Source organism: Brevibacterium sp. CS2, assembly GCF_005280295.1.
GTDB classification, from domain to species: domain Bacteria; phylum Actinomycetota; class Actinomycetes; order Actinomycetales; family Brevibacteriaceae; genus Brevibacterium; species Brevibacterium pityocampae.
The window spans coordinates 1,660,443-1,672,572 of the sequence record NZ_CP040020.1 but is presented as its reverse complement, the minus strand read 5'-3'; the positions used below and the strand labels follow the sequence as shown (position 1 = coordinate 1,672,572).

Annotated in this window: 9 protein-coding genes and 1 other RNA gene; all 10 read right to left on the bottom strand. The window is 69.8% G+C overall.

Annotation, left to right across the window (positions count from 1 at the left end):
* Positions 1 to 39: 39 nt before the first annotated feature.
* Positions 40 to 771 (bottom strand): type 1 glutamine amidotransferase, encoded by a 732-nt coding sequence (locus FDF13_RS07375; RefSeq protein WP_137319082.1) that lies wholly within the window; start codon positions 769 to 771, stop codon positions 40 to 42.
* Positions 772 to 895: 124 nt separating this feature from the next.
* A complete protein-coding gene (locus FDF13_RS07370; protein ID WP_137319081.1) occupies positions 896 to 1,921 on the bottom strand; it encodes a dipeptidase in 1,026 nt (341 codons plus the stop codon).
* A 1-nt stretch (position 1,922) separates the two neighbouring features.
* A complete protein-coding gene (locus tag FDF13_RS07365) occupies positions 1,923 to 2,864 on the bottom strand; it encodes a serine hydrolase (protein WP_137319080.1) in 942 nt (313 codons plus the stop codon).
* Positions 2,861 to 3,850, bottom strand: coding sequence for an LD-carboxypeptidase (locus tag FDF13_RS07360; protein ID WP_137319079.1), 990 nt, complete (start codon positions 3,848 to 3,850; stop codon positions 2,861 to 2,863). The genes FDF13_RS07365 and FDF13_RS07360 overlap by 4 nt, the downstream gene beginning before the upstream one ends.
* A gap of 13 nt (positions 3,851 to 3,863) precedes the next feature.
* Positions 3,864 to 5,663, bottom strand: a complete 1,800-nt coding sequence (locus tag FDF13_RS15250; protein WP_137319078.1) for an ABC transporter ATP-binding protein — start codon at positions 5,661 to 5,663, stop codon at positions 3,864 to 3,866.
* A complete protein-coding gene (locus FDF13_RS07350; protein WP_175406901.1) occupies positions 5,663 to 6,565 on the bottom strand; it encodes an ABC transporter permease in 903 nt (300 codons plus the stop codon). The genes FDF13_RS15250 and FDF13_RS07350 overlap by 1 nt, the downstream gene beginning before the upstream one ends.
* A gap of 1 nt (position 6,566) precedes the next feature.
* Positions 6,567 to 7,733 (bottom strand): ABC transporter permease, encoded by a 1,167-nt coding sequence (locus FDF13_RS07345; RefSeq protein ID WP_217494830.1) that lies wholly within the window; start codon positions 7,731 to 7,733, stop codon positions 6,567 to 6,569.
* A gap of 90 nt (positions 7,734 to 7,823) precedes the next feature.
* Complete coding sequence (locus FDF13_RS07340; protein WP_254668733.1) at positions 7,824 to 9,677, bottom strand: ABC transporter substrate-binding protein; 1,854 nt, start codon at positions 9,675 to 9,677, stop codon at positions 7,824 to 7,826.
* Between the two features lie 802 nt (positions 9,678 to 10,479).
* Positions 10,480 to 10,855, bottom strand: a transfer-messenger RNA (tmRNA) gene (gene ssrA, locus FDF13_RS07335).
* A gap of 632 nt (positions 10,856 to 11,487) precedes the next feature.
* Complete coding sequence (gene smpB / locus FDF13_RS07330; protein ID WP_137319077.1) at positions 11,488 to 12,012, bottom strand: SsrA-binding protein SmpB; 525 nt, start codon at positions 12,010 to 12,012, stop codon at positions 11,488 to 11,490.
* Positions 12,013 to 12,130 lie beyond the last annotated feature (118 nt).

The window sequence follows — 12,130 nt, the reverse complement described above, 5'->3', positions numbered from 1 at the left end:
GGTGTACGGCCGAGGTTGCGAACTCCTGCGGATCCGCTCTCAGGAACCTTCGGATATCGAGGTCTCAGGGTGGCGCAGCAGGGAGGCGAAGCCGGCGATCATCGCGCGCGCGTCGACCTCGGTCGTCGGCTGCGCGGCGTCGGCCGCGGCGATGAGCTCCTCCTTGTCGAAGCCGAGCGCGGCGAGCTCGTCGGCATTCCAGCTCCGGACGTTCTCCGGGCCGGCCTCGGGGTGGAACTGCAGGCCCCACGCCGCCTCGCCCAGCCGGAACGCCTGGAGCTCGCAGGCCTCGCTGCGCGCGAGCAGCACCGCGTCCTCGGGCAGCCGGGTGATCCGGTCGACGTGGCTCTCGATGAAGGCCGTCTCCGTCCGCAGGCCGCCGAACAACGGGTCGGCGGCCGCGGCCTCGGTCAGGGTGATCGGTGTCGAGCCCTTCTCCGGGGCTCCGGAGTTCGCTGCAACCGCACCGCCGCCGACGTGCGCGATGAGCTGCCCGCCGAGGCAGATCCCCAGCTGCGGCATCCCTGTCTCGAGCGCCCGGCGCACGAGCTCGGCCTCGCGCGCCAGCCACGGCGCCCCGGTGGTGTCGTCGGGCATGTACCCGCCGCCGAGCATGATGAGGCCGTCGTAGTCGCCCAGCGCCTCGGGTTCGGGGATCGTGCCGGCGGCTCCGACGCGCACATCGATGTCGAGGTGCTCGTCGATGAGCCACTGCGTGAGGCGCCGGGGGCCGGACTCGATGTCGTTGACGATGAGGAGGACGCGGGGCATGGGGAGGACGGTGCCTTTCGGTCGAGGAGCAGGGTTTCGCAGTACAGGATTTCGAGGTGCAGGATCTCGAGGTGCAGGATCTCGAGGTGCAGGGTGTCGAGGAGCGGAGTACCGGACCCGGCTCTCAATGGGCGGCGGTGGTGGCGCGGTGGCGGTCGTCGTGGGCCTCGAGCGCGCGCAGCACGTTCTCGGACCCGAGCTTCCGGAGGTCGGCCTCGCTCCAGCCGCGACCGGCGAGCTCGGTCAGCAGCGCCGGGTACGTCGAGGCGTCGTCGAGCCCGGTGGGCATCGTGTCGGTGCCGCAGAGGTCGCCGCCGAGACCCACGTGGTCGATGCCGACGCGCTCGCGCATCCGGTCGCAGTGGTCGGCGACATCGGCCGGCGTCACCTCCGGCGGCTCCCCCACCTCGCCGGCCTCGACCCACCGGCGGCGGGCGTCGGTGACGAAGGAGGGGACGAACGTCACCATCGCGACTCCCCCGTTGGCGGGCAGCCGGTCGAGGACGTCGGCGGGGATGTTGCGCGGGTGCGGGTTGAGCTCGAAGGCGCACGAGTGGCTGAAGATCACGGGCAGCTCGCTGATGTCGAGCGCCTGGTGCATGACGCTCGGGGCGACGTGCGAGAGGTCGACGATCATCCCGATCCGGTTCATCTCTGCCACGACCTCCCGGCCGAAGGCGGTGAGCCCGCCGTGGCGCGCCTCGTCCGTGGCGGAGTCCGCCCAGCTGTGGGTCGTCGACCACGTCAGGGTCATGTAGCGCACGCCGAGCCGGGCGTACATCCGCAGCACGGACAGGGATTCGTCGATCTGCTGCCCGCCCTCGACGCCGAGCAGCGAGGCGACCCGCCCGGTGCCGGTCGCCGCGCGGATCTGCGCGGCGGTCGGGGCCCAGACGAGGTCGTCCGGGTAGGCGTCGACCATCCGGTGCACGAGGTCGATCTGCTCGAGCGTGGCGCGCACCGCGGCCGGCCCGGTGATCGAGCTGTGGACGTAGACCGACCAGAACTGGGCGCTCACCCCGCCGTCGTGGAGCTGCCCGAGCGTGGTGAAGGGCGAGACCGCGGCGTCGTGGAGGTCTGCGACGGAGCCCCCGCGCGTCTCCCGCAGGTGCCAGGGCAGGTCGTTGTGGCCGTCGAACACGTCGATCATGTCAGTCCTCCGTCGGGGTGCGGTGCGGGTCCTCGGGACCACTCGCAGCGTCCGCCGCGCGCCCGTAGATCTCCGGCTGCAGGTACGCTCCGATGATCTCACCGGCGCGGCGCATCAGCGGCATGACCTCGAGCACCCGGTCGGTGTCGGGCTCCCAGTTGGCGAACACCGCGTAGGCCACACGGGATTCCCGCGTCATCGCAACACCGGCGTCGCAGCGGACGGTGGAATCCGTGCCGGTCTTGTTCCACACCCAGGATCCGCGCGTGTAGTAGTAGTGCGCCAGCGGGTCGGGTTCGAAGGCCGAGGCGACCATCGAGGTGTCCGCGCCGGCCCCGAGCCAGCGGCGCAGCACTTCCGAGTGGGCGGCGTCGAACAGCTCGTCGCGGGCGAGCCGGGCCATGAAGTCGGCGATCTCCGCGGCGGTGCCGCTCGACAGCCGGGACGGGGCGCCGGCGGGGCGGGGCCAGCGGAGGAAGTCGTGGAGGGCGGAGTCGGTGTACCCGAGCTCGGCGGCGCTCGCAGCGACCCGGTCGAGGCCGACGCGACGCAGGAGCACGTTCGTGCCGAAGTTGTCGCTGAATGCACCGATGAGCATCCCGATGTCGAACACGCTCAGGGAGTCCTGCTGGAGCAGGTACCAGAGCCCGGATTCGTCGACCCGCTCCGAGGGGCGGCGACGGAGCCGTTCGTCGAGGGACAGCTCGCCGCGGTCGACCATCCGCAGGGTCGCGTGGAGGAGGAAGATCTTCGCGATGCTCGCCGTCGACAGCACGCGCTCGGGGGCGTGCGAGAACAGCGTGGTCCCGGTGTCGACGTCATAGGCGAGCGCGGAGAACTCGACCCCGGGCAGTGCGCCGAAGTCGACGTCCGGGAGCGCGCGGGCAGGGATTCCGGGGGTGGGGTTCTCGGGAGTGCGGTCCGGCTGCCGGTCTGCGGTCATGGGGTCTCCTTCGGATCGATGAGGGTGAGGGCGGGTGCGCCGCCGGCCGGGGCGTGGAGGGCGGCGGCGACGCCGAGCGGCACGCTCAGCGCATCCTCGGCGTGGCCGAAGCCGAGCTCCCACACCACCGGGATGCCGAGGGGGCCGAGCACCTCGTGCACGAGCGCCTCGATCTGCGCGACCGACCCGCAGTCCTCCCAGGAGCCGAGCGCGACCGCCCGGGCCCCGTCCGTCCAACCGCTGCGGACGAGCTGGAGGAGGAGGTTGTCGAGGCGGGCGGGCGTCTCGTCGACGTCCTCGAGGAGCACGATGCCGGTCCCGGACGCCACGGGCAGCGGGTTCTCCGGCGCGCCGAGCGAGGCGGCGAGCAGGCTGAGGTTGCCGCCGGTGATCCGGCCGGGCACGGGCGCGCCGTCGGGTGCCGGGATGAGGGTGCGCGCCTCGGGCCCGGCGATGGAACGACCGCGCCATGGCTCGAACAGCCAGGAGCGGACGTCGGCGGCGATCCTCGTGGAGGTGCGGAACACCGCGTTGCCGACCATCGGGCAGAACAGGGTGGGCACCCGCAGATGGTGCGCCCATGCCTGGTGCAGCGCCGTGACGTCGGAGGACCCGGCGAGCAGCTTGGGTCGGCCGTCGGGCCGGGTCGCGTGGGCGGCGAGGCGGGAGAAGTCGAGGCCGTCGAGCAGACGCATCGCCCCGTAGCCGCCGCGCAGGGCGATGACGGCTGAGGTGCGCGGGTCGCACCAGGCGGCCTCGAGGTCGGCGCGGCGCTGCTCGTCGGTGCCGGCGAGGTACGGTAGCTCGGGGTGGACGGCCCGGACGTGCTCACCGACCACCACCTCGAGGCCCCAGCCCTCGAGGGTCGCGAGGGCGTGGTCGAAACCGGCCGCGTCCGTCGGGCTCGATGCCGCGATGAGGTGCACCCGGTCCCCGGGGACGAGCGGCGGGGAATCGAGGTACGCCTCGGCGGCGGTGCGATTCATACGGTGCCCCCGTTCACTCGCTCACCCGGTCGAGCCGGAAGCTCGGGACCGCGCCGAGCAGCGTGCGCGTGTATTCGTGCTGGGGGTCGAGGAGGACGTCCTCGACCGGTCCGCGCTCGACGATCCGCCCCTCGTACATCACGGCGACGGTGTCGGCGATGTTCCACGCCAGCCCGAGGTCGTGGGTGATGACAAGCGCGGTGAGCCCGAGCCGGCGGCGCAGCTCGAGGATGAGCGACAGGATCTCCCCGCGCACGGACGCGTCGAGGCTCGCCACGGGCTCGTCGGCGATGAGCACCTCGGGGTCGAGGGCGAGTGCCCCGGCGATGACGACGCGCTGCCGCTGGCCGCCGGAGAGCTCCTGCGGGATCGACTCGAGGTAGTCCTCCGCCGGGGTCATCTCCGTGTTCGTCAGCGCTTCGATGACGCGGGCGCGCTCGTCGCCGGTGAAGTGCTGCACGCGCAGGCCCTCGGCGACGGACTCGTAGACGCTGAGCTTGGGGTTGAGCGAGCCGGACGGGTCCTGGAGGATCATCTGCACCTCCTTGCGGAAGGCGCGCAGGTCCTTGGGCCGGCGGCTCAGCGGCTTCCCGCGGAACCGGATCTCCGAACCGGGGTCGGTCTCCTGGAGGCCGAGCAGGCTGCGGGCGAGCGTCGTCTTCCCGCAGCCGGACTGGCCGACGACGGCGAGGATCTCACCGCGGTGGAGGGCGAGGTCGACGTCGCGCACCGCGCGCACGTGGCGGCCGCGGGCGGAGAAGGAGACATTGAGGTTCTTCGCCTCGAGCACGACCTCGTCGGTCATGGTGAACTCTGCGGCGCCCGCACCGGCGGCCGTGCCGGGTGAGGCCCCGACCTCGGCAGCGGATCCCGTGTCGGCCTCGGCACCGGTTCCGGCCTCGGCACCGGCTCCCGCCCCTGATCCGGCACCGGCACTCGCCTCGGCTCCGGCCGTTCCCGTCCCGGCGGCGGGGGCGATCCGAGCCGGGTTGCGGGTGACCGGGTTGAGCCGCGAGTGCCGGTCGCCGATCGTCGGGAACGCCTCGGCGAGCTGCCGGGTGTAGGCCTCCTCGGGGTCGGCGCAGACGACCGCGGAGTCGCCGATCTCGACGATCTCCCCGTCCTTCATGATCGCCAGGCGCTCGCACACCTCGGCGAGCACGGAGAGGTCGTGGGAGATCATGAGGAGCGTGATCCCGCGGTCGGCGACGAGCCGCTGGAGCACCTGGAGGACCTGCCGCTGGACGATGACGTCGAGTGCGGTGGTGGGCTCGTCGGCGATGATGACGTGCGGCTCGCAGGCGAGCGCCATCGCGATCATCACCCGCTGCTTCTGCCCGCCGGACAGCTCGTGCGGGTACGCCTTGGCTTTGTCGGCACTGAGGTCGACCTGCGCGAGGAGCTCGTGCATCCGGGCCGTGCGCTCCTCCTTCGTGCGCCAGCCGTCCTTGACGTGGAGCTCGAGCGCCTCGAGGATCTGCCGGCCCACGGTGCGCACCGGGTTGAGGGAGTGGAGCGCCCCCTGGAACACGATCGAGGCGTCCGACCAGCGCAGGGCGCGCAGCTCACCGAAGTTGAGCTCGCCGAGGTCCCGGCCGCCGACGAGCACCGTCCCGGTGAGCGTCGCGTTCGACGGGAGCAGCCGGAGCAGGCTGAGGATGAGCGTGGACTTCCCGGACCCGGATTCCCCGGCGATCCCGAGCGTGCCGCCGGCAGGCACGGTGAGCGACACGCCGCGCACCGCGGCGATCTCGCCGCGCCGGGTGTTCGAGGAATAGCGGATCGTGACGTCGTCGAAGACGATCTCCTGCATCAGCGGCTCCTCAGGGTCGGGTTGGCGATCGACTCGAAGGCACGGCCGACGAGGGTGAAGGCGAGCACCACGATGACGATCGCGACGCCCGGGGTGAGGATGTACCACCAGTAGCCGCTCGTCGCAGCGGACACGTCCATCGCGTTCTTGAGGATCGTGCCCCAGGACTGCTGGGTGGTGTCGCCCAGGCCGAGGAACGCCAGGGTCGATTCGGCGATGATCGCGGTCCCGACGGTGAGCGTGGTGTTCGCCATGACGAGCGGGAGCACGGCCGGGAACAGGTGCTTGACGATGATGTGCCAGTGTCCGGCGCCGAGCACGCGGGCGCGCTCGATGTAGAGGCGCGACTCCGCGGACAGGGTCTGGGCACGCACGACGCGCGCGGTGCCCGCCCACGAGGTGATGCCGATCGCGAGCACGATCGTCCACACCCCGCGGTCGAGCACGGAGGACAGGACGATCGCGAGCAGCAGCGAGGGCAGCACGAGGAAGAAGTCGATGATGCGCATGATGAGGCCGCCGAGGAACCCGGTGAAGTGGCCGGCAGCCATGCCCATGATCGTGCCGATGATCATCGACATCGCGGTCGCGGCGAGCCCGACGAGCAGGGAGACGCGGGCACCCCACACCATCCGCACCCACAGCTCGCGGCCGTAGTTGTCGGTGCCGAGCAGGTGCTCGGCCGAGGGAGGGGCGTAGCGCGGCTGGTCGAGCTGCTGGGTGACGTCGAGCATCGAGCGGTCGGCGATGACGGGTGCGAGGATCGCGATGAGCGACACGATGACGAGGACGACGGCGCCGAACACGCCGGCCGGGTCCTGGAGGAACATCTTCCAGGCGCGTCCGGCGGCGGCCTTGCGGCGGTTGAAGGCGACGGCGCGCGGTGACAGGACGGTGGACATCTCAGGCCCTCCTGACGCGGGGATCGAGCTGGCGGTAGAGGAGGTCGGCGATGAGGTTCATCACGATGATCGCGGCGGAGAACACGACGAACGTGCCCTGCAGGAGCGGCAGGTCGGGGCCGCTGATCGCCTCGTAGGTGAGCTTGCCCAGCCCCGGCCAGGAGAACACGGTCTCCACCGTCACCGCGCCGGCGATGAGTCCGCCGATGTGCATGAACACGAGGGTGACGGTGGGCAACAGGGCGTTGGGCACCGCGTGCTTGCGGCGCACGCCGTCCTCGTTGAGACCCTTGGCGCGGGCGGTGGTGAGGTAGTCCGCGCTCATCTCCTCGAGCAGGGAGGCGCGCATGACGAGGAGGTACTGGGCGTAGATCACCGCGACCATGGTGATGACCGGGAGGATGAGGTGCTCGGCGACGTCGATGACGTAGGCGAAGGTGCCGGGTTCGACGCCGGGCGAGACCATGCCGCCGGTGGGCAGCCACTGGAGCGTGCCGCCGAACACCATGAGGAGGATGAGCGCGAGCCAGAAGGTCGGCACCGACCACAGGATGAGCGAGGTGCCGGTGGTGGCCTTGTCGAACAGCGAGTTGCGCTTCCAGGCGGCGAGCTGCCCCATCCACAGGCCGAGCACGATCGCGATGATCGCCGCGGTGCCGGTGAGGAGCAGGGTGGGCCAGGCGTACTGCGCGATGAGCGAGCTCACCGACTGCTGGTAGACGTAGCTCTCCCCCATGTCCCCGGTGAAGATCCCGGTGAGGTAGTCCCAGAACTGGACGAGGAGCGGCTGATCGAGGCCGTACTCGGCGCGCAGCGCTGCGACCTGCTCGGCGGTCATCGGTCGTTCGCGGGCGATCTTGGCGACGGGATCGCCGGGCAGGATCCGGAACGCGAAGAAGCCGAGGAGGATCACCATGAGCATGCTGATCGCGGCTCCCCCGAGCTTGCGGCCGAAGTAGGCCAGGAACGAGGTGCCGGCCGGCGGCTCGTCGATGTCCTGGGAAGCGATGTCCTGGGGAGCACCGTTCCGGGGAGCACTGTCCTGGGGAGCACCGAGGGCGGGGCCCCGCGTGGGATCCTCGCCGGCCGCGGTGCGCGGCTCCGCGACGGCCGGATCGTCGACGTGCGGGTCGACGGGCGGCTCGGCGGACGGGGGGTTGGCTGACACTTCTGACTCCAATCGGTGCGGCGCCCTCAGGGGCGCGGCACAGCGGTCCGGCGCCCGATCACCGGGGTGGTCGGGCGCCGGACGGTGACATCAGGCGCGGTCGTCGGCGCTCTTGCGGCGGGTGAGGGCGAAGATCACCACTCCCACACCGGCGAGCACGGCGATGCCGATGCCGATCCAGGCGCCGGTGCCGAGGCCGCCGGACTCACCGCCGGACTCGCCGCTCACGGGCTCGACCGTGTAGAAGCCCCAGTAGCCGGCCTGACCGGCGATCATGCCGTCGGCCTCGGGCTGGGTGGTGAAGCCGTCGAAGCGGTCCGAGCGGTAGGCCTCGAGCGCCTGCGGGTACCACAGGGCGATCTGCGCGGTGTCGGTGTAGTTGAGGCGCAGCGCCTCGCGCACGAGCTCCTCGCGGGCTCCCTCGTCGAGCTCGGTGTGCTGCTGGGCGTAGAGCTCGTCGAACTCCGGGTTGCAGTAGCCGTCCTGCGAGGACGGTCCGTTGCCCTCGGCGTCGGGACGCGAGGCGCAGGTGTTGATGCCGAGCTGGTAGTCCGGGTCCGGGTTGATGCTCCAGCCGGTGATGTACATGTCGTAGTCCCCGGCCAGGGTGCGGCTGGAGATCGTGTCGGCATCGGACGCCTCGACCTCGAGCTCGACGCCGAGGTCGGCGAGCCACGGACCGAGGAACTCGCCGATCGCCTGCTCGGGCTGGGAGGCGGAGTCGACGAGGAGTCGCAGGGAGAGCTTCTCGCCGTCCTTCTCGCGGATGCCGTCGGCACCCTCGGTCCAGCCGGCGTCCTCGAGGGTCTGCTTCGCGGCCTCGACGTCGTGCTCGAGGATGGCCTCATCGTCCTCCGGCAGGTGCCACTTGGGGAACGCCGAGGGGATGAAGCTCGTCGCCGGGTCGGCGTAGCCCTGCATGACCTGCTCGCGCAGGGTGTCGATGTCGATGCCCTGGCGCAGCGCCTGGCGCACCGCGACGTCGGTGAGGGCCTCGTTGCCGGTGCCGTAGGACTCGCCCTCGGGGGTCTCCGCACCGGAGTTGAAGCTGATGGAGGTGTAGCGGCGGCCGGTGCCGGCGTTGATCTCGACGTTGTCCGCCCCCTCGAGCGCGGTGACCTGCTCCGGGGTGAGCCCGGTGATGAAGTCGACCTCGCCGGAGCGCAGCGCCTGCACCTGGGCGTCGGAGTTCGTGTAGTAGATGTACTGGATCGTGTCGATCTGCGGGGCGCCGCGCCAGAAGTTCGGGTTGGCCCTGAGCGTGATCGACTGGTTGGGCTCGTAGCTCTCGAGGACGAACGGGCCGGAGCCGACGACGTCGGTGTCGCCCGGGTCGCCGACCGCATCCTCCTTGGCCGACCACACGTGCTCGGGGACGACGGGGATCTCGGTGCCGGGGTTCGGCGCCTGCGGCTCGGTCAGGGTGATGACGACCGTGGAGTCGTCGGGTGCCTCGACGGTGTCGAAGTTCTGCACGAGGCTGCCGTTGGCCGCGCCCATGCCCGCCGGGTCCTCCATCATCTGGGTGTAGGTGTAGACGACGTCCTCGGCGGTGATCGGTTCGTCATCGGACCACTTCATGCCCTCACGCAGGGTGAAGGTCCAGGTCATGCCGTCCTCGCTTGTCTCCCACGACTCGGCGAGACCCTCGGTGGGCGAGCCGTCCTTCGCGTCGTACTGGACGAGGTTCTCGTAGACGTAGCGGTTGATGCCCGTCGAGGTGAGGTAGATCGTGGTGAAGGGGTTGAAGCTGTCGATCTGGCCGGCGGTCGCGATCCGCAGGGTCTTCTCCTCGGCCGGGGCGTCGATCGCGCCCTCCGTGGACTCCTCGGTGGCGGCCGAGGCGATCGGGGCGACCCCGGGAGCCAGCGCGAGCACGGTGGCGGCGGCGACCGCAGTCACCATCCGCGGTAGACGGGGGAAGCGGATGCGTGACATCGTCATGGGGTCTCCTTATGAGCTACTTCACATCGAACACAGACGAACCTACAGTGCGCGGGCCTGTGCTTCAAGCAGCGACGCGAACAGGTCGACCTGCGTGAGTTCCCGATGAAACCCCACGTGAGAGCGCAATTTTAGAAGGTTCCTGAGAGCGATTCCGCAGTTCTCTGCACTGTCACGGGTCGCACCGCGATCCCGTGGTCCGGCGGCGCGATCGCTCTGATCGCCTTCGGCGACGTGCGGGAAGGAGGTACGGGGCCGCGGGAGGGGGTACGGGAGGGGTATGGCGCCGCAGAAGGGGGTACGGAGCCGCGGGAAACGGACGGCGGAACGCCGCGGAGCAGTGCGCGGCGGAGAAGTGCAGTGCGGAGCAGTGCGCAGCGTTGCGGAGAAGTGTGCTGTGCCTCCGACCCGGTGGCGCATGCGTCGAGTCGAGACGCACTCAGCAGATCACCGCCGGCGCCTCGGGCCCGGCAAATCGTGCGCGGAGAGCCGAATGCGAGTGATTCCCATCGATGCAATTGAATTCCAGCGCATCCGGGCCTCATGGACGCAGATTCGACCGCGTGGTGCAGGAACACTCGCATCCCCCGGTCGAGGAGAGATGGGTGCCGCTTCCCCGCTGGGGCGGCTCCGCACCCCTGCACCGGCAGCATCGATGCGCTGCACATGGTGCACGCTTGCGAGACCCGAGGCCCGAGACCCGAGGTCCGCGATCCGAGGTCCGCGAACCGAGACCCGAGATCCGGGCAGGAGAAAGCCCCCGAGGTCCGCGTGACGTCAGCGATCCCCGAGGGCAGTCCACAAGTGGAGATGGCGGGAATCGAACCCGCGTCCGTCGGCATATTACCGGGTCTTCTCCGGGCGCAGTTCGTGAAACAGCTTCTTAGGTCCTGGTCATCGCACGAACACGTAGACCAACGAACGGAGTTGAGTAAGAGTCCCATCGACACCCCCAACATGTGCCGACAGCAGTGGCTCCCTAGCTGACGCCAGGAACTAGAGCGGAAGCAACTCTAGGCTGACGGATTCGCAGCTCGCGTTATCAGGCGGCGAGGGCGAAATCGGTGCGGTTGTTAGACTTAGCACCTATTGTTTTGCAGAGGACATTAACGAGTTGACTCTGCATTCTCGGCCCGCTTCTCCCGACGCCATGTCCAACGTCGAAACCGATCATCCCCATATTCACTTGCCAACCGACTGCGCCTGCGCGGAAGCGAACCCGCTCAGCTGCCAGCCGGACCTCTGATGCTACTCCCGACAACAGCCGTGCGTCCACTTTCATTCCCGACCGTGCCGAGCAGCGGCCTGAACCTGCACCACGCCGTCCGAACCTGCACTTCATCTTGTGAACCCGCACCTCGCCGTCCGAACCCGCGCTGTGTCGCCCGAACCTGCGCTTCGTCGGCGTCCACGGCTGAGCACCGTGCACCGGAGCACAGACCATGCCGGAGCACAGACCATGCCGGAGCCCGCCATCGGGTCGTGTCGCCCACCGTTCGACCGTGTCACCCACCGTTCGACCGTGTCACCGTTCGGCTGCGCGGCACCTCCGACCCAGCGCGCTGGTCCACAGGCCATAGGCCGCAAACCCCCCGGCAGCAGGCGGCAGAAGGGCGGGCAGCGGCCTGGGAATCCACCGGTTGTCCACAGTTGATCGCACGTTCTGCACAGCGGGTGAACTCATCTGTGGATAACATGCATCGTTGCAGGTGAGAGGCGAGTGAAGATCATTCCGAAACGGTATGGACAAGCGTCCAACTCGATGGTAGGAATCTCGGTCCACAGCGATACCCACAGGGTGGCGCGAGGGTTACATATGGCGGCGGAGCGACATCGCGCGCTGGGCTTCGCGGGCGTCCTGCTTCTCGCGCAGCGCCTGGCGCTTGTCCCAGTCCTTTTTGCCGAGCGCCACGGCGATCTCGACCTTGACCCGCGAGCCGACGAAGTAGAGCTCGAGCGGCACGAGCGTGCGCCCGGACTCCTTGAGCTTGTGCGAGATCTTGAGGATCTCGTCCTTGTGGAGGAGCATCTTGCGCCGCCGGCGGGCAGCATGGTTCGTCCACGTGCCCTGCACGTACTCGGGGATGTAGACGCCCTCGAGCCAGGCCTCGCCCTGGAAGATCAGGCCGAAGCCGTCGGTGAGCGATGCGCGGCCCTCGCGGAGGGACTTCACCTCGGTCCCGGTGAGCACCAGGCCGGCTTCATAGGTGTCCTCGATGTGATAATCGTGGCGCGCCTTGCGGTTGCGGGCGATCGTCGTGATCGCGTTTTTGCCGCCGGTCTTCGCGCCGGTCTTGGCGTTCTTCCCGGTCTTCTTCTGGCTTCCCTTGGCCATGGTCCTCCTCCCGAACCGATCGTCGCCTGCCGTGCGCTGGGCGCGGATGCCGCCCCGCGAGCGCGGAACTCGCGCGTGCCCGAGGTGTGGGCACAGATCCACCAGTGTACAGGTCGCC